The 22,682-nt window shown below is 57.7% G+C and carries 21 protein-coding genes and 1 tRNA gene; 11 read left to right on the plus strand and 11 right to left on the minus strand.

Going from position 1 to position 22,682, the window contains the following annotated elements; translation table 11 throughout:
• The first annotated feature begins 20 nt into the window (after positions 1 to 20).
• From ACR0J7_RS02060 to ACR0J7_RS02070, 3 genes are read left to right on the plus strand one after another with little or no spacing between them, the layout of a single operon-like run.
• Positions 21 to 668 carry an ABC transporter ATP-binding protein gene (locus ACR0J7_RS02060; protein WP_480913137.1) on the plus strand — a complete coding sequence of 216 codons (648 nt, stop codon included), beginning with the start codon at positions 21 to 23 and terminating at the stop codon, positions 666 to 668.
• A complete protein-coding gene (locus tag ACR0J7_RS02065) occupies positions 665 to 3,079 on the plus strand; it encodes an FtsX-like permease family protein (protein WP_480913139.1) in 2,415 nt (804 codons plus the stop codon). The genes ACR0J7_RS02060 and ACR0J7_RS02065 overlap by 4 nt, the downstream gene beginning before the upstream one ends.
• Positions 3,069 to 4,109 carry a lipocalin-like domain-containing protein gene (locus ACR0J7_RS02070; RefSeq protein WP_480909486.1) on the plus strand — a complete coding sequence of 347 codons (1,041 nt, stop codon included), beginning with the start codon at positions 3,069 to 3,071 and terminating at the stop codon, positions 4,107 to 4,109. The genes ACR0J7_RS02065 and ACR0J7_RS02070 overlap by 11 nt, the downstream gene beginning before the upstream one ends.
• A 58-nt stretch (positions 4,110 to 4,167) precedes the next feature.
• Here the strand turns inward: ACR0J7_RS02070 and ACR0J7_RS02075 are convergent, their stop codons facing one another.
• From ACR0J7_RS02075 to ACR0J7_RS02090, 4 genes are all read right to left on the minus strand, one after another.
• Entirely contained in the window at positions 4,168 to 4,599 is a 432-nt protein-coding gene (locus ACR0J7_RS02075) for a universal stress protein (RefSeq protein WP_480480811.1), read from the minus strand.
• Positions 4,596 to 7,205 carry a TRAP transporter permease gene (locus ACR0J7_RS02080; RefSeq protein WP_480913141.1) on the minus strand — a complete coding sequence of 870 codons (2,610 nt, stop codon included), beginning with the start codon at positions 7,203 to 7,205 and terminating at the stop codon, positions 4,596 to 4,598. The genes ACR0J7_RS02075 and ACR0J7_RS02080 overlap by 4 nt, the downstream gene beginning before the upstream one ends.
• Before the next feature lie 101 nt (positions 7,206 to 7,306).
• The gene (locus tag ACR0J7_RS02085; RefSeq protein WP_480564643.1) at positions 7,307 to 8,275 is read right to left on the minus strand and encodes a TAXI family TRAP transporter solute-binding subunit; all 969 of its coding nucleotides are present in this window, start codon (positions 8,273 to 8,275) and stop codon (positions 7,307 to 7,309) included.
• 462 nt (positions 8,276 to 8,737) lie between these two features.
• A tRNA-Leu gene (locus ACR0J7_RS02090) sits at positions 8,738 to 8,823 on the minus strand.
• Between the two features lie 145 nt (positions 8,824 to 8,968).
• Here ACR0J7_RS02090 and ACR0J7_RS02095 point away from each other — a divergent pair.
• Positions 8,969 to 9,547: a YqaA family protein gene (locus ACR0J7_RS02095; RefSeq protein WP_480485552.1), complete on the plus strand. Its 579-nt coding sequence runs from the start codon at positions 8,969 to 8,971 to the stop codon at positions 9,545 to 9,547.
• Complete coding sequence (locus ACR0J7_RS02100) at positions 9,544 to 10,014, plus strand: disulfide bond formation protein B (protein ID WP_480505075.1); 471 nt, start codon at positions 9,544 to 9,546, stop codon at positions 10,012 to 10,014. Before ACR0J7_RS02095 ends, ACR0J7_RS02100 begins: the two co-directional genes overlap by 4 nt.
• Here the strand turns inward: ACR0J7_RS02100 and ACR0J7_RS02105 are convergent.
• Entirely contained in the window at positions 10,011 to 10,598 is a 588-nt protein-coding gene (locus ACR0J7_RS02105) for an HNH endonuclease (RefSeq protein WP_480485548.1), read from the minus strand. The genes ACR0J7_RS02100 and ACR0J7_RS02105 overlap by 4 nt on opposite strands.
• Before the next feature lie 213 nt (positions 10,599 to 10,811).
• Here ACR0J7_RS02105 and ACR0J7_RS02110 point away from each other — a divergent pair, with 213 nt between their 5' ends.
• The gene (locus ACR0J7_RS02110) at positions 10,812 to 11,417 is read left to right on the plus strand and encodes an rRNA large subunit pseudouridine synthase E (protein WP_480557910.1); all 606 of its coding nucleotides are present in this window, start codon (positions 10,812 to 10,814) and stop codon (positions 11,415 to 11,417) included.
• 32 nt (positions 11,418 to 11,449) lie between these two features.
• Complete coding sequence (locus ACR0J7_RS02115) at positions 11,450 to 11,875, plus strand: VOC family protein (RefSeq protein ID WP_480564639.1); 426 nt, start codon at positions 11,450 to 11,452, stop codon at positions 11,873 to 11,875.
• Between the two features lie 43 nt (positions 11,876 to 11,918).
• Here ACR0J7_RS02115 and ACR0J7_RS02120 read toward each other — a convergent pair whose 3' ends face one another.
• The gene (locus tag ACR0J7_RS02120) at positions 11,919 to 12,584 is read right to left on the minus strand and encodes an alpha/beta hydrolase (RefSeq protein WP_267364470.1); all 666 of its coding nucleotides are present in this window, start codon (positions 12,582 to 12,584) and stop codon (positions 11,919 to 11,921) included.
• Positions 12,581 to 13,213 carry a DNA-3-methyladenine glycosylase family protein gene (locus ACR0J7_RS02125; RefSeq protein WP_480564636.1) on the minus strand — a complete coding sequence of 211 codons (633 nt, stop codon included), beginning with the start codon at positions 13,211 to 13,213 and terminating at the stop codon, positions 12,581 to 12,583. The genes ACR0J7_RS02120 and ACR0J7_RS02125 overlap by 4 nt, the downstream gene beginning before the upstream one ends.
• 97 nt (positions 13,214 to 13,310) lie before the next feature.
• Between ACR0J7_RS02125 and ACR0J7_RS02130 the strand changes: the two genes are divergently transcribed.
• On the plus strand, positions 13,311 to 14,537 hold the full coding sequence (locus ACR0J7_RS02130; protein ID WP_480913144.1) for an MFS transporter: 1,227 nt from the start codon (positions 13,311 to 13,313) through the stop codon (positions 14,535 to 14,537).
• On the opposite strand, the gene ACR0J7_RS02135 is transcribed toward ACR0J7_RS02130, so the two are convergent.
• Genes ACR0J7_RS02135 through cysS form a run of 3 tightly spaced genes read right to left on the minus strand, consistent with a single transcriptional unit; the run spans position 14,538 to position 18,348 of the window.
• Entirely contained in the window at positions 14,538 to 15,314 is a 777-nt protein-coding gene (locus ACR0J7_RS02135; RefSeq protein WP_480913381.1) for a squalene/phytoene synthase family protein, read from the minus strand. It lies immediately after the preceding gene.
• 2 nt (positions 15,315 to 15,316) lie between these two features.
• Positions 15,317 to 16,951: a citramalate synthase gene (cimA, locus tag ACR0J7_RS02140; protein WP_480485540.1), complete on the minus strand. Its 1,635-nt coding sequence runs from the start codon at positions 16,949 to 16,951 to the stop codon at positions 15,317 to 15,319.
• On the minus strand, positions 16,951 to 18,348 hold the full coding sequence (gene cysS, locus ACR0J7_RS02145) for a cysteine--tRNA ligase (RefSeq protein ID WP_480913147.1): 1,398 nt from the start codon (positions 18,346 to 18,348) through the stop codon (positions 16,951 to 16,953). Before cysS ends, cimA begins: the two co-directional genes overlap by 1 nt.
• A gap of 222 nt (positions 18,349 to 18,570) precedes the next feature.
• Here cysS and ACR0J7_RS02150 point away from each other — a divergent pair, with 222 nt between their 5' ends.
• Together ACR0J7_RS02150 and ACR0J7_RS02155 are read left to right on the plus strand one after the other, a co-directional pair.
• Positions 18,571 to 18,915, plus strand: coding sequence for an MmcQ/YjbR family DNA-binding protein (locus ACR0J7_RS02150; RefSeq protein ID WP_480564624.1), 345 nt, complete (start codon positions 18,571 to 18,573; stop codon positions 18,913 to 18,915).
• A gap of 56 nt (positions 18,916 to 18,971) precedes the next feature.
• A complete protein-coding gene (locus ACR0J7_RS02155; protein ID WP_480869335.1) occupies positions 18,972 to 20,156 on the plus strand; it encodes a pyridoxal phosphate-dependent aminotransferase in 1,185 nt (394 codons plus the stop codon).
• 6 nt (positions 20,157 to 20,162) lie between these two features.
• Here ACR0J7_RS02155 and ACR0J7_RS02160 read toward each other — a convergent pair whose 3' ends face one another.
• Positions 20,163 to 20,681 carry an outer membrane protein gene (locus tag ACR0J7_RS02160; RefSeq protein WP_480480797.1) on the minus strand — a complete coding sequence of 173 codons (519 nt, stop codon included), beginning with the start codon at positions 20,679 to 20,681 and terminating at the stop codon, positions 20,163 to 20,165.
• Positions 20,682 to 21,095: 414 nt separating this feature from the next.
• Here ACR0J7_RS02160 and ACR0J7_RS02165 point away from each other — a divergent pair, with 414 nt between their 5' ends.
• A complete protein-coding gene (locus ACR0J7_RS02165) occupies positions 21,096 to 22,640 on the plus strand; it encodes a trimethylamine methyltransferase family protein (RefSeq protein WP_480913149.1) in 1,545 nt (514 codons plus the stop codon).
• The last annotated feature ends 42 nt before the right edge of the window (positions 22,641 to 22,682 follow it).

Below are 22,682 nucleotides of genomic sequence, written 5' to 3' on the forward strand. Positions count from 1 at the left end.
CTGTGCAAAAAGGGCGCTTCATGCTGTTGATCATCGACCGAGTTCAGAAAACCTACCCCGGCGGGCGACCCGTTCTGCGCGACGTGTCTCTGACACTGGATCAGGGACAAACGCTTGCACTGACCGGTGAAAGCGGCAGTGGAAAAAGCACTTTGCTGAACCTGGCCGCCGCCCTGGACAGTTTCGACGGTGGAGAAATCACGCTGGATGGCACGCCGCTATCCCCTTTAGATGATGCGGGCCGAGCCGAGTTGCGGCGCAGTAAGGTTTCGCTGGTGTTCCAGCAGTTCAACCTGATCCCATCGCTGACCGTGGGGCAAAACCTGTCCTTTCATGCCCGCCTTGCAGGTACCGAGGATGTCAATTGGTCTGGGCAACTGGCCGAACGGCTTGGGCTTTTGGATCTGCTGGACCGCTACCCCGAAAGCTTGTCAGGTGGCCAGCAACAGCGGTTGGCCATCGGACGCGCCATGGCAGCGCGCCCGAAACTGTTGCTGGCGGACGAGCCGACGGGCAATCTTGACGAAACCGCCAGCGCCAAGGTGCTGGACCTGATGCTGTCACTTGTGTCTGATACTGGCGCAGCTTTACTGCTGGTGACGCATTCCCCGCAGATCGCGGCCCGACTGGACACGCACCTACGCCTGAGCGGCGGGTGCATCCAATGACATCTGCCGTCGTCCAGGCCCTGCTGTCCCATTGGCGGGTGCATTGGTTGCAACTGGCAACGCTGCTGATCGGTATCGCCCTGGCAACTGGTCTGTGGTCCGCTGTACAGGCCATCAATGCCGAGGCCCGCGCCAGCTATTCCCGTGCCAACGCCCAGCTGGCACTTGGGCAGTTTGACGAATTGCGTGATCCAGCCGGTTTCATCCCCATGTCCCGTTATGTCGACCTGCGTCGCGCAGGATGGCAGGTGGCCGCCGTACTGGAAGGCCCTTATCGGGTCGCTGGACGTACGTTGCGTTTGATGGGCGTGGATATGGTGGCCTATCGCGCCTTGCCCGCAATTACCGAGGCCCAGCAAAGCGGTGCGCCGCCCGGCCCGGCGGACATATTGACTGCTCCGGGCCGCCTGCTGGTTTCGACGGAGTTGGAGCCCTTGTTGCGCGATCAGGGCACTCTGCCCCCGGTTCTCAGTACCTCAGCGCTGCCGCCGGATGTGATCCTGACGGATATCGGCGTTGCCGAACGTCTTCTGAATCAGCCCGGTTCAGTCTCGCGGCTCATTATTCTGCCCGATCAACCCCGCAGGCTTCAGACCCTGACCACGATCGCGCCAGAGCTGGAACGCATCAGCCCGTCACAAAAGATCGACACTGCTCGACTGACCGACAGTTTCCACCTGAACCTGTCAGCCTTTGGATTGCTGTCCTTCGCGGTCGGCCTTTTTATCGTGAACGGCACAGTCGGGCTGGCATTTGCGCAACGCAGGGGCATTATCCGCACGCTGCGGGCACTGGGCGCCTCGATGCGATTACTGGTCTGGCTGATCCTTGCCGAGCTGACATTTCTGGCCTTGATCGGTGGGCTCGTCGGGTTGCTTTTGGGCTTCTTTCTGGCCGGAGCACTTCTGCCCGATGTCGCGGCCACGTTGCGTGGCCTTTACGGCGCACCGGTAACAGGGCAACTGACGCTGCAACCGGAATGGGTTCTGGCTGGGATTGCCATGGCAGTCTTTGGCACATTGCTGGCCAGCGGCCACGCATTGTGGCGCCTGTCGCGTATGCCCCTGCTGACAAGTCCGGGCGTTCAAGCGTGGCGGGGCGACCCCCGCGCGCGCAATCTTGCAGCGGCATTCGGATTGGTGATGATCCTGGGTGGCGGTTTGGCCTATGTCAGTTTCGGGGGGCTGATCGCCGGGTTTGCCCTGTTGGCTGGCTTGCTGACCGGTGCAGCGCTGGTGCTGCCTGCGCTTTTGTCAGTAATGCTTTCATTCTGCGCCAGCACAGCGCGGGGGCCTGTTGCCCAATGGATCTGGGCGGATATGCGGGCACAACTGCCCGGATTGTCACTTGCCCTGATGGCCCTGTTGCTGGCTTTGGCAGCGAATGTCGGCGTAGGCACGATGGTGTCCAGCTTCCGGCTGACATTCGTCGGGTGGCTTGACCAGCGCCTGACGTCAGAACTCTACCTGACAGCCAGCGACGACGATCAGGGGCAGGAGATTACCGACTGGCTGCGCCCTCAGGTCGAAGCCATTCTGCCAATCCGAAATGTGGAATTGTCGCACGAAACGGGGCCTCTGTTTCTTTACGGTGTCGTGGATGATCCGGTCTATCGGCAGAACTGGCCAGTGATCACCTCAACGCCGAATGCATGGGATGACGTCATGGCCGGGCGTGCGGTTCTGATCAACGAGCAACTGGCCCGGCGTGCCGATCTCTGGCCCGGCGGTGCTTTGGCCTTATCGCCGGACCACATCCTGACCATCGCCGGGGTCTATTCGGATTATGGGAATCCTACCGGGCAAGCCATCGTCTCGATGGACCAACTGAACCGGATCGCTCCGGGTACGGAGGCCCGCCGCTTTGGCATTCGTCTAAACCCCGAAAACGCAACCGAAATGGCGCAAACCTTAAGGGAACGGTTCAACCTTCCACGTCAGTCTGTCGTACAGCAAGCTGCAATGAAGGCGCAGTCGTTGTCGATATTTGAGAAGACTTTTGTCGTGACCTCGGCCTTGAATGTGCTGACCCTCGGCGTGGCGGGATTTGCCATTCTCACCAGTCTGCTGACCCTGTGGACCCAGCGCCTGCCACAGATCGCACCGGTCTGGGCGCTGGGGCTGAACAGGGCGCAACTTGCAGGGCTGGAACTGTTGCGCAGCCTATTGCTGGCGGCATTGACCGCCTGTCTGGCGTTGCCACTTGGGCTTGTTCTGGCATGGGTTCTGCTGACGGTGATCAACGTTCAGGCTTTTGGTTGGCGCCTGCCGATGTTCGTCTTCCCCTGGGATTGGCTGTGGCTGTTTCTACTGACCCTTCTTGCTGCCCTGCTTGCCGCCGCCCTGCCCGCGCTACGGATGCTGCGCCTGCCACCCGCCGATCTGCTGAGAGTGTTCGCCAATGAACGTTAGGATCCTCCTGTTCCTTCTTATGTGGCTCTACCCGATACCGCTTTGGGCGCAGGGCTACGCAGGTCTCGGCGGGTCGGCCGAAGGCTTTGACGTGCCAGTAGCCGGGTATGAGTTTGATTTCCCAAGGGACCACGGCCCCCACCCGGCCTACCGCATCGAATGGTGGTATCTGACGGCCAATCTCCAAGGGGACGACGGCCTGGACTATGGCATTCAATGGACTCTGTTCCGATCTGCCCTGAAGCCCTATGACAGCGACGGGTGGCAAAGCCCGCAACTTTGGATGGGTCATGCTGCCGTGACGACCCCCAAGGCTCATCTTTTTACCGAGCGATTGTCACGCGGGGGGATTGGGCAGGCCGGTGTGACAGTACAACCGTTTGAGGCCTGGATTGATGAATGGCGCATGGCCGGATCGGATTTGGACAGCCTGTCACTGACGGCAAATGGTGAAGACTTCGGCTATGACCTTTCGCTGACTGCGCAAGGGCCATTGGTTCTTCACGGCGACGCGGGCTATTCGGTCAAATCTTCTGATGGGCAGGCAAGTTACTATTACTCGCAGCCCTTCTATACAGTCGAAGGCGTGCTGCATTTGCCGGATAGCGAAGTCCGTGTAACCGGTCAGGGCTGGCTGGATCGGGAATGGTCCTCACAACCCTTGGCGGCAGATCAGAGGGGTTGGGATTGGTTCTCGCTCAGCTTTGAGGGCGGCGATAAGCTGATGGCTTTTCGCCTGCGCGGGGACCGAGGCGACTTCACTTCGGCCACCTGGATCAATTCAGACGGCAGTACTGAGGCCATCCCCAACGGCTCAATCAGCCTTTTGCCGCTGAGTACCAACGAGGTTGCCGGGCGTGACATCCCGACACACTGGCAAGTCGATCTTGTGGACCGGGGCATAGAAATTCAGGTCTCCGCCCTGACACCTGATGCGTGGATGGGTACCAGTTTCGAATACTGGGAAGGCCCTGTCACCGTAACCGGCAGCCATGAAGGCGTTGGCTATCTTGAGATGACAGGCTACTGAACCAACCCGATATTTGTTCACGACCAGCGACGCGATCTTTTGCGCGCTGGAAAATCAGTCAGCGAACGACATACACCGAGACGTTGGAATGCCGCACCACTCGCGCGGCATTCGGGCCAAGCAGGTAGTCCTTAAAATCCGGCTTATGCGCGCCGATCACAATCAGATCGGAACCGGCGCTTTCGGCGGTTTTCAGAATCTCCTGATAGGCTGTGCCTGTCGCAACGACATGGCGGATGCTTTCATTGCGCTCGGCCCCCAATGCCGAAATACACAGCGCCGTCAGTTTGGCCTGCGCCTCAGCCAACGCCTTGTCGTGAAAATCGGATTCAAAGAACCCGGACACCCAGCTTTCCCCGAAATCGGGCAACACAGTCACAACATCCAACTGTGCCCCTTCCAGATCCGCCAAAGCTGCGGCTTTCTTCAGGACCGGAGCATCAATCTCGCCATTGCTGATATCAATGGCACACAGAACAGAACGTGTCATGCGGGCACCCCTTGTCTGGCGGCACGGCCGCGTTGCAGGAACGCGATAAGTCCCAAGAGGATCATCGCTGGGATATAAACCAACTGCTTGGGCAGCTGGTCGGACGGTAAGCTGACCGAGGCCAGGCGTACGGGTTCATCGCCATAGTAGTCGAAGATGCCCAGATCGTCGGCCACCGGCGTGCCGAACAGCGGCTCGTCAAGCTTGATCAGTCCGTCCTCGGGGACCAGCAGCAAGCCCATCGCCTCGACTCGCGCGGCCCCTCCTTCTTCGTCGCCCACAGTGACAACAACGGTTGTATCCACCATCTCGAGCGTATCGAAATCGGGGCCCGCGACGACCAGGCGTACATCTGTTCCCGGCGGTGTCTGACCAATGGTTTCTTCGAATGCAGCGGGTTCAACCGATTTGAACGGAGGCGAGATACGATCCATGAAAAAGTCTGGTCGAAACAAAGCAAATGCCACCAGAACGAGCGCGACACTTTCATAGATACGGCTGCGGGTCAGGAAATACCCCATCGTACCCGCCGTGAAGACCAGAATCGCTATGGTCGCGAAAACGGCCACCGTGATCCCTTCAAGCCATGTAACGTCGATCAAAAGAAGATCAGTGTTGAAGATGAACACAAAAGGCAGTGCCACGGTGCGCAGGCTGTAGAAAAACGCCGTGAAACCGGTTTTGATCGCATCACCGCCCGACACAGCAGCCGCCGCGAAGCTTGCAAGCCCAACAGGCGGTGTAACATCGGCCATAATCCCGAAGTAAAACACAAACAGGTGCACAGCGATCAACGGTACAATCAGCCCGCTTTGCGCGCCCAGTTCAACGACGACCCCGGCCATCAACGAGCTGACAACGATATAATTCGCCGTGGTCGGCAGACCCATGCCCAGAATCAGGCTGAGCAGCCCAACCATAACCAGCATAAGGATAAGATTGCCGCCTGAAAGGAACTCGACCAGGTCAGCCATTACTTGCCCAACACCCGTCAAAGTCACTGTGCCGACGATCACGCCCGCAGTGGCAGTTGCCAGCGCGATACCGATCATGTTCCGTGCACCATCAATCAACCCCTGCCACAGGTCAGCGACGCCATCGACAAAGGTGTTCTTGAGATTGCTCTGCCCCCGGAAAAGAGCCTTGAGCGGTTTCTGCGTCAGCAGGATTACGAACAGCAAAGCGGTCGCCCAGAACGCCGACAGTCCCGGCGATTTCTGTTCGATCATCAGGAAGTAAACCAGAACGATGATCGGCAGCAGGTAATGCAAACCTGCCTTATAAATATCAGCGATAACAGGAAGCGTGACCTCTTTTGCATTCGGGTCGTCCGGCTCAAGGTCCGGCACCTGAGCGGCCAGATAGAGCAATCCGACATAAACCGCGCAGACGATCAAGCTCAGCACCAGGCCTGCCGCAGACGGTACCCAGCTTGTTACAGCATCGACCGGGAATTGCGAGCCGTAACAAAGCCCTGCAAACACCAGAAAGAAAGCCAACATACCCACAACGGTTCGCGCCAGATGCACGTCACGGTCGCCCAAAGTCGGCATGTTTCGCTTCACAGCTTCTAAATGCACGATATAGACCAGCGCGATGTAAGAAATCGCCGCAGGGAGGAAGGCGTGGGTGATCACCTCGACATATGAGATGCCCACATATTCCACCATCAGGAAGGCAGCCGCGCCCATCACAGGTGGCATGATCTGACCGTTGACCGATGAGGCCACTTCGACCGATCCGGCCTGTTCACTGCTAAAGCCCACACGCTTCATCAGCGGAATGGTAAATGTTCCGGTCGTCACAACGTTGGCAATCGACGAGCCCGAGATCAGGCCGGTTGCAGCAGAACCAACAACGGCCGCCTTTGCCGGACCACCGCGCAGATGCCCGAGCGCACCAAAGGCCATCTTGATGAAATAGTTCCCTGCCCCGGCTTTATCGAGTAACGCGCCAAACAGCACGAACAGGAACACAAACTTCGTGGAAACGCCCAATGCGATGCCAAACACGCCTTCTGACGTGATCCACATGTGGCTCATCGCCTTTTTCAGGCTTGCACCCTTCCAGCGGATCACTTCCGGCACCCATTCAGATGCGCCAAAGAAGACATAGGCCAAAAAGATCGTCGCAATAATTGCCATGGCCGGGCCAAGCGCGCGTCGCGCGGCCTCGAACAGTAGCACCAAGCCAAGCAACGCGACCCATTTGTCCGTATCGTCGGCCAAACCGCCCGCATTTACGATCTTGTCATAAAAAAAATAGCCATACAGCGCGACGAACGCACCGACCAAGCCCATGATCCAATCCTGAACCGGAATATAGCCGCGCGGGCTGGACTTTAGTGCCGGATAAGCTGCAAAGGCCAGAAACAGAGCGAAGGCAAGATGGAATTGCCGCGCATTGTTTACCACGCTACCTGGCAACACGTAGTTTGCGAGCGGCGACGCCAGGATAACCTGAAAAATCGACCAGATCGCGGCTACAATCGCCAGGAAGACACCTACATTCCCGACCGGATTACGCCCGCCCGCGTCGGATGATGCGACCAGATCCTGAAGCTCTTCTTCGGAAAGCGGACGATTGGATTGAGTGTCGGAATTCATCAAATGTCTCCCCGTCGCGGCCATTTTTGACCTTCTAACTCACCTGCTTGGTACAGGCGTTGTGCAGGGCGCCCTAAAAAGCGCCCTGCTTCAGGTCTGGTTTACTGAATCCAGCCTTTTTCTTTGTAATACTTCTCGGCCCCCGGATGCAGCGGCGCCGACAGGCCGTCCGCGATCATTTCTTCGGGCTTGAGGTTGGCAAACGCCGGGTGCAGTTTTTTGAAGTCTTCAAAGTTTTCAAAGACCGAGCTGACCACCGCATATACCGCGTCGTCCGACACATCTGCCGAAGTCACAAAAGTCGCACCTACGCCAAACGTCTGGGTGTCGCCGTCAGAACCACGGTACATGCCACCGGGGATGGTTGCAGTACGGTAGAACGAATTGTCGTTGACCAGCTTGTCCACGGCTTCACCGCTGACATTCACCAGAACCGAGTCACAGGCTGTGGTGGCTTCCTGGATCGAACCAGACGGGTGACCAACGGTATAAACCATAGCATCGATCTGGTTGTCGCACAGGGCAGCCGATTGTTCAGCCGCTTTCAGCTCTGTCGCCAGTTCGAAATCATCGGTTGACCAGCCCATTTCGCTCAGAAGAACTTCCATGGTGCCCCGCTGACCGGAACCGGGGTTCCCGATGTTCACGCGCTTGCCTTTCAGGTCTTCAAAGTTTGTGATGCCTGCATCGGCGCGGGCCACAACAGTAAAGGGCTCAGGGTGGACCGAGAAGACGGCGCGCAGGTTTTCGAAAGGACCGGCCTCTTCAAATTTCGAGGTGCCGTTATACGCGTGATACTGCCAGTCGGACTGGGCAACACCGAATTCCAGCTCGCCTTCGCGAATTGTGTTGATGTTGTAGACCGAGCCACCGGTCGATTCGACCGAGCAGCGGACACCGTGTTCCTTCCGGCCCTTGTTTACCAGACGGCAGATCGCGCCACCTGTCGGATAGTAAACACCGGTCACGCCGCCGGTACCGATTGTAATGAACTCTTCGGCATACGCCGCCGGAGCCAACATGGCTGCGGTTACAAACGCGCCGAGGCTCAATTTGCTGCTGTTTCTCATTTCAATACTCCCACATTTTTTGTCTGGCAGTTGGAATTCAAATCGATCATCTGCCCATAAAACTGTGCCGATAACGATAATCGGCCCGCCTTACAGCAGGTGCAACCTGTTGAATTTTCCAGTTTCTCCCAACCCCTTTGAGGGTTCATTCAGATACTATCAATGTCAAGGCCAGCGCCAGCCTGACTCGCATCAATCCGCATATATGAGCGCAGATTTCGAATTTTCCCCTCTGGCACACAGCAATACCCGCCAGATCGGTCTTCCTGGTCTTTGCTCCCAAATATGTTCAGGTCGGTTCAACAGCGGGTCGTATATGGTGCCCTTTCGCAGGGAGAAGTTGATACCAGAGGACTGAAAGGAACCAGACCAGATCGAAAAGTAAGAATTAAGTGTGCGAACACGCAAGTGGCCCGAAAAGAAAAACAGGAAGCAGGTTCCCCTAACTCCCTGTTTTTACTTTGGTACCCAAGGCCGGACTCGAACCGGCACGGTATCACTACCGGGGGATTTTGAATCCCCTGCGTCTACCATTCCGCCACTTGGGCCACGAACACTGGATTAGCGCCCATCAAAGGGAAGGTCCAGAGGCAAAAATCATCCAATAATCCATTTGTTTCCACTGCGATGGTTGACGGGCCGTCAGGTGCGTGGTTTGGCTTTCCCGGGTCGAGAACGGGATTTGAGTGCTTAATGTTGCGATCGCTTTATGACTGGACAATTCGTCTGGCGGAACACCCTCATGCGCTGTGGGCGCTGGCCGTAGTGGCTTTTGTCGAAAGCTCGTTCTTTCCAATCCCCCCCGACGTTCTGATGATTCCGATGATCCTGGCGCGCCCGTCGCGCGCCTGGCTGATTGCATCTGTTGCCCTGGTGGCTTCGGTTCTGGGCGGGATGCTGGGCTACGCGATTGGTGCGTTTTTCTATGAAAGTCTGGGACAGCCCATTCTTGAATCAATGGGCAAGGCTCATGCGATGGAAGAATTCAACACTCGCTTCAACGATTTCGGGTTCTGGGCGGTTCTGGCCGCCGGTGTGACGCCTTTCCCGTACAAGGTCATCACCATTATGTCCGGCTGGACAGGAATGCCGCTTGGAACATTCATCGCAACGTCGATACTGGCACGCGCGCTCAGATTCTTCCTTGTTGCGGCCCTGCTTTGGGGCTTTGGCGAGCCGATCCGTGAGTTTATCGAAAAACGCCTGGGGCTGATGTTCACCTTGTTCATCATCCTGTTGTTTGGTGGCTTCCTGGTGGTGAAATACCTATGACGAGACGTTCACAACTTATCGCACTGGCAAGTCTTGGGTCCCTGGCCCTTCTGCTGGCAGCTTTTGGCTTTCAGCATCTGGGCGGCCTTGCCCCATGTAAAATGTGTATCTGGCAGCGCTACCCGCATGGGTTCGCAATCGCAATTGGCGTTTTGGCGCTGGCCTTACCAAGGCTAAGTTTCCTGCCCCTCTGTGGCGCAATGGCCGCCGCCACCACTTCGGGCATTGGGTTCTATCACGCCGGCGTTGAGCAGGGGTGGTGGGAAGGTCCGACCAGTTGCACATCCGGCAGCATCAGTGGGATGTCGAATGACGATCTGTTCGATCAGATTATGTCCGCGCCTTTGGTTCGCTGCGACGATATCCCGTGGGAAATGTTCAACATCTCGATGGCTGGGTGGAATGCCATTGCCTCGGCTGTTCTGGTGCTGATCTGGCTCGCGGCGTGGAAGTCAGGCCGGGCCTAGAATTCGTCCAGCTCTGCATCCCAATACAGAAAATCGATCCAGCTTTCGTGCAAGTGATTGGGGGGGAATTTCCGACCAACATTGCGCAGTGCTTCGGCGTCAGGCTGGCGCGGCGGCTTACGCAGGTTCATTCCTGCCTGACGCAGTGATTTCGACCCTTTGCGCAGGTTGCACGGGCTGCAGGCCGCCACAACGTTCTGCCAACTAGTCACCCCACCGGCGGCGCGTGGCACCACATGATCAAAGGTCAGATCACCGCGACTGCCACAATACTGGCATCGGAACTCGTCCCTCAGAAATAAATTAAAGCGCGTGAAGGCCACGCGCTTTCTGGGTTTTACATAGTCTTTCAAAACAACGACCGAAGGTATTCGGATCTGCGTACTCGGGCTGCGAACCACTTCGTCGTATTCGGCCACGATGTCGACCCGATCCAGCCAGGCGGCCTTGATCGCCTCTTGCCAGGGCCACAGGGACAACGGGTAATAAGACAGGGGGCGATAATCGGCGTTCAAAACCAATGCCGGATGATGCTTCAATGCACCTGGCTCCCTGACAAATTCGGTCCTGAAGTCTCCGTCCATATCAGAATCGCTCCTCGCTCTGCTCTGCCCGTTTTTGACATCAGAGCGGGGAACACCCGCCCCGGCCTTAATATAACTATATATCGTGTTAATACTCTGACAAGCCCTGATTTTCCACAATATGTCGCAAACTGGGTAATGCGAATCCGTAACAGGCACATGACAGTTATCCACAGCTTGCGCGGGGTGCACTCTTCGGGGTATGCGCACGTCATGTCCTGGTTCATTCGCTTCAACAAACCTTACGATGTACTGCCGCAGTTCACCGACCGCGACAATGCGGATACTCCGCGCAGTACACTGTCCGATTTCATCGATCTGCCCGGGGTTTATCCCGCCGGTCGACTGGACCGTGACAGCGAAGGTTTGATGCTATTGACCGACCACGGCAAGTTGCAGGCGCAGATCTCGGACCCCAAGCACAAGATGGCAAAAACCTATTGGGTTCAGGTCGAAGGTATTCCGGACGAAACCGCCCTGAAAGCGCTGCGAAACGGCGTCGAGTTGAAAGACGGCCTGACCCGTCCGGCGAAGGTGCGGCAGATCGACGAGCCAGACAACCTGTGGCCCCGCACCCCGCCAATCCGCGAACGCGAGACTGTACCAGACAGTTGGATAGAACTGTCCATACGCGAGGGCAAAAACCGTCAGGTGCGTCGAATGACGGCCGCCGTGGGCCTGCCGACCCTGCGCCTGATCCGCTGCCGCATCGGTGACTGGACATTGGACGACCTGGAACCGGGCCAGTGGGACAGCCTGCCCATGCCGTCCCTGAACTCCACACCGCAACGAAAACGCGACCGTCGACCGCGCCGGTGACATACCCTGCCCTGATCTGCTAAACTCGGGTCATGAAACTAACCCCCGGAATACCGGCCCCTTCGGCGATTCTGGAAGCGTCGCTTTATGTCGATGATCTGGACGCAGCGGAACAGTTTTACGGCGAAGTACTGGGCCTGGAACGCATTCAGCGTGTCGCCGACCGCCACGTGTTTTACCGAATTGGCGGATCGGTCCTGTTGATCTTTAACCCGGAACAGACGGAACAGCCGCCCCTGAACCCGGACATGCCTGTTCCGTCCCACGGCGCCCGTGGTGCAGGACACGTGTGTCTTGTACTGACCCGAGATGAAATCGCGGTAATGCGCAAGCACCTTTTGGACTGGAATGTCCCCGTAGATGCAGAATTCGACTGGCCCGGAGGCGCACGTTCCTTGTACGTGCGCGACCCGGCCGGAAACTCAATCGAATTTGCGGAAGCCCATCTTTGGTCTTGAACCCATACAGAACGACCGTGTTCCGCTGAACTGACCTTACTGGCTAAAGGCTCAGCTTGTCGCGCATGAAGGCCAGAGCCACACTCAGCCCGTCCGGGGCGATTCCGTGCCCGGTGCCCTTCATGACATGGGCATAGACCTCTTTGAAACCGGCGGATTGCAGGGCCTCTGCCGCTTCGGGCAAGGATTGCGGCGGGACGACGTCGTCGGCATCGCCATGCACCAGCAGTACAGGCATCCGGCTGACGGTTTCGTCTGCCAGAAGGTCCGCCTCTAGCAAACGGCCTGAGAAAGCGACAATTCCGGCCACGGGGTCTTCGCGGCGGGGCGCGACATACAGGCTCATCATCGTGCCCTGGCTGAAACCAAACAGGACAACCTGTTCTGGCAACAGGTCTTCATCCACCATCAGAGCATCCAGAAAGGCGTTGAAATCCTCGACCGCCATTTCCATGCCCCTGCGCGCCTCTTCTTCGGACGACCCGTCAATCCAGGGAATCGGAAACCACTGAAAACCATTGGGCATTCCGGGGATCTGCTCGGGCGCGTCCGGGGCCACGAACAATGTGTCGGGCAGATGTTCACCCAGCGGGTCGGCCAAACCCAGCAGATCGGCACCGTTTGCGCCATAGCCGTGCACGAACACCACAACCGAGCGCGTGTCGCCCGAAACAGGCTCTTTCCGGAGCGCATTCAAAACCCGTGTCATCTGATCCCTTCTCTTTGCTTTGCAACCCGGTAATAGGCCCACAGCACCCGCGCCGCAACCGAGCGCCAGGGCGACCAGGCCTCGGCCATCTTGCGCAGTTCTTTATCCGTTGGGCGGTTGGGCAGGTCATAAAGGATGCGCGCGGCCTCTTGCAGCGCCAGATCACCAGGTGCGATCACATCAGCGCGACCAAGCGAGAACATGGCGTATATCTCCGCAGTCCAGACGCCAATGCCTGACACTTGCGTCAGCGTGGCCACAATTTCTGCATCAGAGGCATCACGTAACGCTTTGTAATCTATACGCGCTTCTGCCAGAGCCTTTGCATAGCGGATCTTCTGACGGCTTAACCCTACGGCCCGCAGATCGTCATCCGTTGCCCACATGATCTTTCGCGGACCCGTCAATTTGGCATCTTGCAGGCGTTTCCATATTGCATTGGCCGAAGCCACGCTGACTTGTTGGCTGACAATGGCACTCAGCAGTTGCGCGAACCCGTCGGGACGGCGACGTAACGGCAATGGGCCAGTCTGTTCCATTGCATAGGCCATGCGCGGACAGCTCTGGGCCAGCCAGTCGGCCCCTTCCGCCACACAATCCGGCGTTTCGATGATGCGGCCAACGGGCATCTGTTCTCCTTGCTCGGTTGTCACTGGCACGTTAGGCGCATGTGCCGCAGATGCAACCGGCTTGTGCCGCATACACTTAGCCGATAACCATTCCGCCATGACCATGATCTCGACCCTTCCCGATGACCGTCAGGCCAAACGCAACGTTGCTGTCTTGGTGGCAGCGCAGGCCATTCTGGGCGCACAGATGCCAATGATGTTCATCGTCGGAGGGCTGGCGGGTCAGTCGCTGGCGACCAATCCCTGCCTGGCGACATTGCCCATTTCGCTGATTGTTCTGGGATCGATGCTGGCAGCCACGCCGATCTCGGCCATCATGCAAAAATGGGGGCGTCGGGTCGGGTTCCTTGTTGGCGCGACATCCGGTGCGTTGGGCGGGCTGATCGGAGCCTATGGCCTGTTTCTTGGCTCTTTCCCCGTCTTCTTGGTCGGCAGCCTGTTAACAGGCATCTACATGAGCGCCCACGGATTCTACCGGTTCGCCGCAGCGGACACCGCATCGGACGAGTTCCGCCCCAAAGCGATTTCCTATGTCATGGCTGGTGGATTGGCAGCTGCCATCATTGGCCCGCAGATCGTAAAGCTCACGTCCGAAGCCTACGTCATCCCGTTTCTGGGCACCTATCTGGCTGTCATTGGGATCAATGTACTGGGGTCCGCCCTGTTCTTCTTTCTTGATATCCCAACGCCCGCAAGACCCACCGGCACCGAGCCCAAGGGACGATCGCGACTGGAATTGCTGAAAACACCCCGCATCGCCGTGGCCATCATATGTGCCATGGTATCTTACGCGCTGATGAATCTTGTGATGACTTCGACGCCGTTGGCCGTGGTAGGTTGTGGTTACTCGGCCAATGACGCCGCTGACATCGTCACCAGCCACGTGCTTGCCATGTATGTGCCCAGTTTCTTTACGGGTCACCTGATCGCCCGGTTTGGCATCGAAAGGATTGTGGCGCTGGGTCTGGCGATTCTTGCAGCCGCTGGCCTGGTCGCTTTGCAGGGCGTAGAATTAGGGAACTTTTTCGTCGCTCTCATTCTTCTTGGTGTTGGATGGAACTTTGGCTTTATCGGCGCGACCACGATGCTGGCCGCATCGCATGAGCCGCAGGAGCGCGGCCGGATGCAGGGCCTCAACGACCTGCTGGTGTTTGGCGGAGTGACTATGGCTTCGCTGGCTTCGGGTGGATTGATGAACTGCTCGGGCGGTTCCCCGGTCGAAGGGTGGACAGCAGTCAATCTTGCTATGATCCCATTGCTGACACTGGCAGGCGGCGCCCTGTTGTGGCTGGTTCTGCGACCGGCCGACCCGGAACGGGCCTGATCACCAGCGCCCGCTGCCCGCAGCCCACATCAAGGACAGCCGTTGCTGTATTTCTCCCGGAACAAGATCACCGGAGGCAACACGTTCTGGGCTAGCTATTGCTTGCTTCAAAATCCGTTCGGCCAACCACCCGGAAAATAATGCTGGCCGTGCCTCGGCCGAAATCTCAGCCCGATGCGATCTGGCTTTTTGCAGGCGATTTAATGCGGTTCCGGCCAAGGCACGCACCCCTTCAGGGGTACCGTCCAAAAGCGGTATCCGCCCGCGTTGTTCCAGTTCAGGAATAGCCCTGAGCCAGTTCGCCACCCCAACCGCATATCCAAAGTCACGCAACACAGTTTCATCGGCCACCCCCAGCGCCTGGGCTGATGCAACAACCAATGAGCCCGTGCTGTGATCGATGTAGGCGTCAAAGTGCTCCTGATCCTCGAACGGATCACGATATATATCCCAACGCCTTACAGCCACATATTCATCCAAAACACCTGCCAGATGGGGCGAAAGTACCCGTGACAAGGGTGTCACCACCTCGTGCCGCCGTACGGTAGCCCCTTCTGCAATTTCCTGTAGCGCGTCACGCCACCATTGCAGCCGCATCTCGGCGATCATTGGCTCTTGCGTCACCCAGGGCGCGCGGGCAACTTCGACGTTCAGCGCGTAAATCGGGAACAGAACTGCACGATCTGCAACCGGTGCAGCCATCGCTGCGCGGAAACGATCTGGATCAGCCCGCTGCACAAGTGCCGCGCAGGCTTTGACGTCTTGGTCAAAGACCACGCTCACTCGGCTGCTGCCTTTTTCGGATCACAATCGCGCACCAGTTTCCATTGAATCGCATCCAGAAGCGCCTCGAAAGACGCATCGACTATATTCGCGCTGACGCCCACGGTGGACCAGCGCCGCCCCTGCCCGTCTTCGCTGTCGATGATGACACGCGTGACCGCTTCGGTGCCGCCTTGCGTAATCCGCACCTTGAAGTCGACCAGACGCATATCTGACAACACCTGTGAATACTGGCCCAGATCCTTGGCCAAGGCTTTGGCTAGGGCATTCACCGGCCCCCTGTCGCTGCCTGACTCGTCCATGGATTCGCTGACAGACAGCTTCTTTTCACCATCCACTCTTACGACAACAACGGCCTCGGACAGGCTGACCATCTTGTTGTATTTGTTCTTACGCCGTTCAACGGTGACTTTGTAACGCTTGACCTCGAAGAACTCAGGCAATTGACCCAGCTCTTCCCGCGCCAGCAGTTCAAAACTGGCCTGAGCGGTGTCATAGGAATATCCATCCGCCTCGCGGGCCTTTATCTGGTCAAGGATGCGGCCAAGTGCGGGGTCACCTGCCTCAACACGCAAACCAGCCTCGGTCAAACGCTTGCGCAGGTTTGACTGACCAGCTTGGTTCGACATCGGAATGATGCGGGCGTTCCCGACGCTTGCGGGGTCCACATGCTCATATGTCGATGGATCCTTGAGGATCGCGCTGGCGTGCAGTCCGGCCTTATGCGCAAAAGCCGACGCCCCGACATAAGCCGCCTGCTTGCTGGGCACCCGATTCAGGACATCATCCAGCATCCGGCTGATCCGGGTCAAACCAGCCAAAGCCTCACGGCTGACACCAATATCAAACTGCGACGCATAGGGTTCCTTCAACAACAGCGTCGGGATCAAAGCGGTCAGGTTCGCATTGCCGCAACGTTCGCCCAAACCATTCAATGTACCCTGAATTTGCCGTGCACCGGCCTCAACAGCAGCCAGAGAACAGGCAACGGCATTTTCGGTATCGTTATGGGTGTGAATGCCCAGCCGATCACCGGGCAGCCCGGCTGCGATCACCTCGGATACAATCCGCCCGACCTCGGACGGCAAAGCGCCACCATTTGTGTCGCACAGGACAACCCACCGCGCGCCAGCCTCAAGCGCTGCGCGACAAACATCCACGGCATATTCCGGATTGTCCTTGTAGCCGTCAAAGAAATGTTCCGCATCAAACAGCGCTTCTCGCCCCTGCGCGACGATATGCGCGACCGAGGCGCGCACGTTCTCCGTGTTTTCTTCCAGTGAAATGCCAAGCGCGTGGGAGACGTGATAATCATGCGACTTGCCGACCAGACAAACAGCCTGCGTTCCCGCATTCATCACCGCAGCCAGCACATCGTCATTCTCGGCTGATCGTCCTGCGCGTTTGGTCATGCCGAATGCCGTCAACCGGGCCGCGGTTTTCGGAGCCACCTCGAAAAACGCGCTATCGGTCGGGTTGGCACCGGGCCAACCGCCTTCGATGTAGTCCACGCCCAAAGTGTCCAGCGCCTGCGCGATCTGCACTTTTTCTGCGGTCGAAAACTGCACGCCCTGCGTTTGCTGCCCATCGCGCAGGGTTGTGTCGTAGAGGTAGAGGCGTTCCTTAGCCATCAGACCTCCTCCAGCTTGGCAGCATCAAAACCGGCGCCGGGCACCAGTTCGACACTGTCCTTGCTCATTCGAACCTCAAGCCCCGCCGCTACATATGCTGCCTTCAAGCGATCAACTTCTGAGAAGTCCTTGCTTTGCATCGCGATTTCGCGTGCCTTCGCTAAACGGTCCGCATGAGAGGTCAAATCGACAGATGCGGTATCTGCCCAGTCGCTCATCTCAGGTAAAAGCAAACCCAGCAGTTGCGCACTGGCCAGCAGACCTGCGGCGTCACCGTCTGAAGCCAGACGATAAAGCTCGCTCATGGCACCTGCCGTATTCAGATCGTCACTTAGTGCTGCGATGACTTCAGGTGCCGCGCTGGCTGCGGGCTCGATGCCCGCTGTCAGCGCCCGCCACTTGCGCAGCGTCGCCTCGGCCTCACGCGCCTTCTTCTCGGTCCAATCCATTGGCTTGCGATAATGCGTCTGCAGAAAGACGAAGCGGATTACCTCGCCCGGCACACCCTGCTCCAACAGATCATGCACGGTAAAGAAATTGCCCAGCGATTTGGACATCTTCTTGCCCTCAACCTGCAACATCTCGTTGTGCATCCAGACCCGTGCAAACTCCCCATGCGGGTGAGCGCATTTGCTCTGGGCGATCTCGTTTTCATGATGCGGGAACATCAGGTCATTGCCACCACCATGGATATCAAAGCTCTCGCCCAGCAATTCATAGCTCATGGCCGAGCATTCGATGTGCCAGCCCGGACGTCCCCGGCCCCACGGGCTGTCCCAGCCCGGCAGATCATCAGTCGAAGGCTTCCACAACACGAAATCCATCGGGTTTTTCTTGTATGGCGCGACCTCGACCCGCGCGCCCGCAATCATGTCATCGACCGACCGGCCAGACAGCTTGCCATAGCTTTCTTTCCAGCTGTCGACCGCGAACAGAACATGGCCTTCGGCGGCATATGCGTGGCCCTTGGCGATCAGGTCTTCGATCATCTCGATCATCTGGGCGATATACTGGGTCGCGCGCGGCATCTGGTTGGGTTCCAACGCTCCCAACGCGCCCATGTCGTGCAAGTACCAATCGATGGTCTCGTCCGACCGCTCCTGCACCAATTGCTCAAGCGTGCCTTCTGCGCCCGCCTGTTTGCGCGCCAATGCCGTTGCGTTGATCTTGTCGTCCACGTCGGTGAAGTTGCGCACATAGGTCACATGATCTGTGCCGTAGACGTGACGCAGCAGGCGGTAGAGCACATCGAACACAACCACCGGGCGGGCGTTGCCAAGATGCGCGCGGTCGTAGACGGTCGGACCGCAGACATACATCCGCACATTTTCAGGGTCAAGCGGAACGAAATCTTCCTTCGTCCGCGTCCGTGTGTTGTGCAGCTTGATCGTCGTCATCGGTCGGGCTCCTAAGAAACAGCAAAGACTTGCGCGTTGGCGCGGGCTTAGCAACTTGTCTCAGGGATGAAAACGAAAGAAACCGGCCCGCTTGATAAATCAGCAGGTAATGCAGCAGATAATAATGGTGCAGGTCACCGGGTTCATGGGACATCGGTTAGCATGGGATCATTCCCAAGCCAAGTGTTGAGTTTGCCATCCCCGTTCGGCACAGTGCCGAACATGGACCGAGATTTCGTCAATTCCATCTGCAAAACGCTGCCCGGCGCTGAACTGTCCGATCCCTGGGGCGGTGGCCATGACGCCTGGAAAATTGGTGGCAAAATGTTCGCCTGTATCGGGATCGCAAATGACGGTGTTTCCGTAAAAACGCCCGATATCGAAACGGCGCAGATGCTGATAGACACTGGGATCGGCATAAAAGCCCCCTATTTCCACCGCAGCTGGGTGCGTCTTCCGTTTGACACCGGTGCAGACGAAATGCGCCATCGTTTGACTGTGTCCTATGACCTTGTCCGCGCATCATTGACCAAAAAACTTCAGGCCTCGATAGCGCCGCGAAGCTGATTGACAAACGCCTGCCGCTCTGTCCCATTCAGCGCAGAGTAACCGGGGCCCTTGTCATGGAATTGTCCAAGCGCATCACGCAGATCACCGGCGGCAGCGACGGGTGGGAGGTGTTCAATCGGGCGCGACGGATGCTGAATGAAGGGCATGCTGTGACAGAATTGACAATCGGCGAGCATGACGTTCGTACCGACTCGTCGATCCTGCACGCTATGGACCTGTCGGCCCGCAACGGTCACACCGGTTATGCCACGGTGCCCGGAACAGATTTGCTGCGCGATACGGTTGCTGCCCGGGTTCAGTCCCGCACAGGTATCCCAACGACGCGTAACAATGTACTGATCACGCCCGGTGGGCAGTCCGCCCTTTTCGCCGCGCATATGGCGGTGTGCGATCCCGGCGACACCGGGCTGTATCTGGACCCGTATTATGCCACCTACCCCGGAACGATTCGCGGTGCCGGGGCCATTGCCCGCGCTGTTCGAACCACCGCAGAAGATGCATTTCAACCGCGCGCAGATTTGATTGATGCAGCGGCGGAAGGCGCGGTTTCGCTGTTGATCAACACGCCGAACAACCCGACCGGAGTGGTGTATTCCCGTCAGTCACTTGAATCCATTGCCGATGTTTGCCAACGCCGTGACCTGTGGCTGATATCAGACGAAGTCTATGACACCCAGATCTGGGAGGGCGAGCACCTGTCTGCCCGCGCGCTGCCCGGAATGGCCGACCGTACCTTAGTGGTTGGATCAATGTCCAAATCACATGCCATGACCGGGTCCCGATGCGGGTGGATCGTTGGTCCGGAATACGTGATCCGCCACCTGATAGATCTGGCTACTCATACAACTTATGGCGTTCCGGGGTTCATTCAGGACGCGGCCAGCTTTGCACTGACCGCAGGACACGAACTTGAAAACAAGATCGCCGCGCCATTCCGTCGCCGCCGTTCATTGGCGATGGACATATTGGCGGCGCAGAACACAGTGGGGCTCGTCCCGGCGCAGGGTTCTATGTATCTGATGCTGGATATACGGGCGACCGGGCTGACGGGCGAAGGGTTTGCGAACGCCCTGCTGGACACTCATGCGATTGCCGTCATGCCGGGCGAAAGCTTTGGCAAAGCCGCAGCGGGTCACATTCGGGTTGCAATGACCGTGGATGATGAGAAATTTGTCAGTGCCTTGAGAACCCTGTGCGCGTTTTCAGCGCAGCTCGCCAAGCGACACGCGGCTGAATAGCCGCATCTAAAACCGAAATGTCGTACGCAGGTTGAAAACATTGGTGTCCAGACTGCCGCTGGATCGGGTGACATCGTCGAAATTCTGCCGCAGCGCTTCACCGCTGATAACGAAATTCTCGCCAATCGGATAGGCCAATCCGATTCCGTAAACCGCTGCCGTGTCACTGTCGATCGACGTATCAGCCCGCGCCGCGCCTACGACCACGTATCCCAGAGCGTTACCGAATTCATATCCGCCACGCAGTTTCAAGCTGGTCATGCTGTCGAGACTGCCCTGAGACTGGCCAAGGTTCAGGGACAGCCGGTTATATTCCAACTCACCGCCCAGAACGAAATTCCCAAAGTCCTGATCATAGCCCAGATGCGCACCAAAGGCCGTATCATCGCCATTCGCACCGCCCGGACCGTCGGCATCTGCAAATCCAAAACTGAAGCCTGCATACCCGCCAGTCCAATCCTCAGCCGCAACAGGGCTAGCTCCGGCGATCAATATCGCAACAACAAGGACGGAAAAAGGGTTCATAGTCGGGCTCAATGCAACACCGCTCTGGTTTCGATCAGAGGCATGACTTCAATTCAATCTGTGACCTGCTGGTCATAATTCAACTCCGCTCAGCAGACCTTGGAAGTAAGTGAATGCAGTATAACAGATTTCTTCCAAAACGTGTGAAAATCTCGGCGTTTGGTTCTCTGACCCCAAAAGCCGTGAGAATTGTCCATGTGAATAATTATCAAAGGTCGCAAATAGAACAGATTGTGTCGCCGCGTTTTGGAATGGTCGCGCAAGACGTTGAGGGGCAAAATGGCAGACGACGACTGGAAAATCAGCCTGATCAGCCGCACCATTGGGGCAGATCGCGGTCGTGCCGCACGAGGACGGCCGTAAAGGTGTGCTTGCTGACACCTTAAGACATCACTCAACGACCGGATTCTTGAAATGAACGACCAACCCCGCAATTCATCGCGCAGTGGCGGCCGCGCCGCGCGCCGTGCTGCCCGTGCAACCGCGCTGCCCGAACACCTGCGACCAGTCCGCCCCGGAATGGAAGGCGGCGTCCTGAATGTACTGACGCAGGCGCAGATCGAACGCATCCACGAAGCAGCACTGACCGCGCTTGAAACCATTGGCCTGGCGGACGCCCCGCAAAGTGGCATTGACTATCTGGTCGGTGCGGGCTGCACCTTGGGCGACGATGGCCGTATCCGTTTCCCGCGCGCCCTTGTCGAGGACACGATTGCAAAGGCGAACCGCTCGGTCACTTTGTACAGCCGGGATGGAAACACCGATCTGGAATTGTCCGGCACCAAAGTGCACTACGGTACGGCCGGAGCCGCCGTGTCCATGGTTGACGTGCACGGTCGGGAATATCGCCATTCCACCGTGCAAGATCTGCACGATGCCGCACGTATCTGCCAACAGCTTGATAACATTCACTTTGTGCAACGGCCAATGGTCTGTCGTGACATCGCCGACAACCTCGAAATGGACCTCAACACGATTTACGCCTGCTGTTCGGGGTCCTTCAAACATGTCGGGACATCCTTCACCGAGCCAAGCCACGTCGCTCCGGCGATGGAGATGATCTATATGATTGCGGGCGGTGAAGACAAATTTCGCGAGCGACCCTTCATTTCGAACTCGAACTGCTTTGTTGTTCCTCCAATGAAATTCGCAACCGAAAGCTGCGAAGTGATGGAAGCATGCATCAAGGCCGGTATGCCTGTCTTGTTGCTATCTGCCGGTATGGCCGGTGCCACAGCGCCGTCGACCATCGCCGGTGCGATCACGCAAGCAACTGCGGAATGCCTGGCGGGATTGGTTTATGTTAATGCCGTAAGTCCCGGTGCCCCGGCGATTTTTGGCACCTGGCCATTTGGTCTGGACCTGCGGACCGGTGCCATGTCGATCGGGTCAGGGGAACAGGCCCTTCTGACTGCCGGATGTGCCCAGATGCACCGGTTCTATGACCTTCCGGGCGGTGCTGCGGCTGGCGCATCGGATTCGAAACTGCCCGATATGCAGGCCGGCTGGGAACAGATGTGTTCGAATGTCATGGCAGGTCTGTCCGGTCTGAACATGGTATATGAGGCGGCCGGGATGCATGCCTCGTTGCTGGGGTTCTGCCTGGAAAGCCTGATCCTCAGCGACGATCTGATCGGACAGGCGCTACGCTGTGTACGCGGGATCGAGGTGACGGATGACACGCTGGCACTGGATCAAATGGCGGCGGTATGCATGGGCGGCCCAGGCCACTATCTGGGAACTGACGCAACGCTGAGCCGGATGCAGTCAGATTACGTCTATCCAACATTCGGAGATCGCTCCTCGCCGAAAGAGTGGGTGGAGCTTGGCAAGCCCGATCTGGTGGAAAAAGCCGTAGCCCGGAAAGAGGAAATCCTTTCCACCCCTTCCTCTGCAAGGTTCGACCCGGTTCTGGACGCCGAGATTCGGAAAAAATTCAAAATCCATCTTCCCGCCTAAGGTGATGGAAAAGGCGGCCCGAAATGGATCGGGCCGCCTGTT

The organism is Ruegeria sp. O4 (assembly GCF_056535125.1).

Bases quoted from the DNA above. Each gene is read 5' to 3' on its own strand.
- ACR0J7_RS02060 (WP_480913137.1), top strand. From the start codon at position 21: ATGCTGTTGATCATCGACCGAGTTCAGAAAACCTACCCCGGCGGGCGA.
- ACR0J7_RS02065 (WP_480913139.1), top strand. From the start codon at position 665: ATGACATCTGCCGTCGTCCAGGCCCTGCTGTCCCATTGGCGGGTGCAT.
- ACR0J7_RS02070 (WP_480909486.1), top strand. From the start codon at position 3,069: ATGAACGTTAGGATCCTCCTGTTCCTTCTTATGTGGCTCTACCCGATA.
- ACR0J7_RS02075 (WP_480480811.1), bottom strand. From the start codon at position 4,599: ATGACACGTTCTGTTCTGTGTGCCATTGATATCAGCAATGGCGAGATT.
- ACR0J7_RS02080 (WP_480913141.1), bottom strand. From the start codon at position 7,205: ATGAATTCCGACACTCAATCCAATCGTCCGCTTTCCGAAGAAGAGCTT.
- ACR0J7_RS02085 (WP_480564643.1), bottom strand. From the start codon at position 8,275: ATGAGAAACAGCAGCAAATTGAGCCTCGGCGCGTTTGTAACCGCAGCC.
- ACR0J7_RS02095 (WP_480485552.1), top strand. From the start codon at position 8,969: ATGTTGCGATCGCTTTATGACTGGACAATTCGTCTGGCGGAACACCCT.
- ACR0J7_RS02100 (WP_480505075.1), top strand. From the start codon at position 9,544: ATGACGAGACGTTCACAACTTATCGCACTGGCAAGTCTTGGGTCCCTG.
- ACR0J7_RS02105 (WP_480485548.1), bottom strand. From the start codon at position 10,598: ATGGACGGAGACTTCAGGACCGAATTTGTCAGGGAGCCAGGTGCATTG.
- ACR0J7_RS02110 (WP_480557910.1), top strand. From the start codon at position 10,812: ATGTCCTGGTTCATTCGCTTCAACAAACCTTACGATGTACTGCCGCAG.
- ACR0J7_RS02115 (WP_480564639.1), top strand. From the start codon at position 11,450: ATGAAACTAACCCCCGGAATACCGGCCCCTTCGGCGATTCTGGAAGCG.
- ACR0J7_RS02120 (WP_267364470.1), bottom strand. From the start codon at position 12,584: ATGACACGGGTTTTGAATGCGCTCCGGAAAGAGCCTGTTTCGGGCGAC.
- ACR0J7_RS02125 (WP_480564636.1), bottom strand. From the start codon at position 13,213: ATGCCCGTTGGCCGCATCATCGAAACGCCGGATTGTGTGGCGGAAGGG.
- ACR0J7_RS02130 (WP_480913144.1), top strand. From the start codon at position 13,311: ATGACCATGATCTCGACCCTTCCCGATGACCGTCAGGCCAAACGCAAC.
- cimA (WP_480485540.1), bottom strand. From the start codon at position 16,951: ATGGCTAAGGAACGCCTCTACCTCTACGACACAACCCTGCGCGATGGG.
- cysS (WP_480913147.1), bottom strand. From the start codon at position 18,348: ATGACGACGATCAAGCTGCACAACACACGGACGCGGACGAAGGAAGAT.
- ACR0J7_RS02150 (WP_480564624.1), top strand. From the start codon at position 18,571: ATGGACCGAGATTTCGTCAATTCCATCTGCAAAACGCTGCCCGGCGCT.
- ACR0J7_RS02155 (WP_480869335.1), top strand. From the start codon at position 18,972: ATGGAATTGTCCAAGCGCATCACGCAGATCACCGGCGGCAGCGACGGG.
- ACR0J7_RS02160 (WP_480480797.1), bottom strand. From the start codon at position 20,681: ATGAACCCTTTTTCCGTCCTTGTTGTTGCGATATTGATCGCCGGAGCT.
- ACR0J7_RS02165 (WP_480913149.1), top strand. From the start codon at position 21,096: ATGAACGACCAACCCCGCAATTCATCGCGCAGTGGCGGCCGCGCCGCG.